Source organism: Caldimonas tepidiphila, assembly GCF_003569765.1.
GTDB classification, from domain to species: Bacteria; Pseudomonadota; Gammaproteobacteria; order Burkholderiales; family Burkholderiaceae_C; genus Caldimonas; species Caldimonas tepidiphila.
In genome coordinates this window covers 1-896 of sequence record NZ_QXMG01000177.1, presented here as the reverse complement: position 1 = coordinate 896, position 896 = coordinate 1, and the positions used below count along the sequence as shown (strand labels likewise).

Sequence of the window (896 nt, the reverse complement as noted above, 5' to 3'; positions counted from 1 at the left end):
TCGGCATCCTGCTGGTGATCCTGCCGCTGTGCTACATCCTGATCAACCTGTCGTGGCCGGTGTTCTCGCGCGCCTGGGTGTCGGGCGAGATGTCGCAGAACGCGGGCGGGCTGGTGCGCTGGCCGGTGATCCTGCTGATGCCGGCGGGCTTCGCGCTGCTGGCGCTGCAGACGCTGTCGGAGCTGATCAAGCGCGTCGCCTTCCTCACCGGCCATCGTCCGGAGCCCTTCAGCGGGGAAGCCGTGAGCGGCCCCCAGGAAGAAGCGGTCGCGGCCGAGATGGCCGGCCAGACCCCCCCGAAGCACGGCGCCGGAGCCCAGTGACATGACGGAATTCATCACCCAGAACTTCGTGCCCCTGATGTTCGCGGGGCTCTTTTTGCTGCTGATCACCGGCATCCCGGTGGCCTTCGGGCTGGCGGCCACCGGGCTGCTGTTCGGCTTCGTCGGCATGGAGCTCGGCCTGTTCGGCTCGACCCTGTTCCAGGCGCTGCCGCTGCGCGTGCTCGGCATCATGATGAACGACACGCTGCTGGCGATCCCCTTCTTCACGCTGATGGGGATCATCCTGGAGCGCAGCGGCATGGCCGAGGACCTGCTCGAGACGGTGGGCCAGGTGTTCGGCCCGGTGCGCGGGGGCCTGGCGATCGCGGTGATCCTGGTGGGCGCGCTGCTGGCTGCCACCACCGGCGTGGTGGCCGCGGCCGTGATCTCGATGGGCCTGATCTCGCTGCCGATCATGCTGCGCTACGGCTACAACCGCACCATCGCCACCGGCACCATCACCGCCTCGGGCACGCTCGCGCAGGCGATCCCGCCCTCGCTGGTGCTGATCGTGATGGCCGACCAGCTCGGCCGCTCGGTGGGCGACCTCTACGCCGGCGCGATGATCCCCGG

General features: G+C 69.3%; 2 protein-coding genes. Both read left to right on the top strand.

Annotated elements, in window-relative coordinates; translation table 11 throughout:
- Nucleotides 1-323: TRAP transporter small permease subunit (locus D3A59_RS24980; protein WP_419187284.1), on the top strand; the 323-nt coding region annotated here is incomplete at its 5' end.
- Between the two features lies 1 nt (nucleotide 324).
- Nucleotides 325-896: TRAP transporter large permease subunit (locus D3A59_RS24975; RefSeq protein WP_119157989.1), on the top strand; the 572-nt coding region annotated here is incomplete at its 3' end.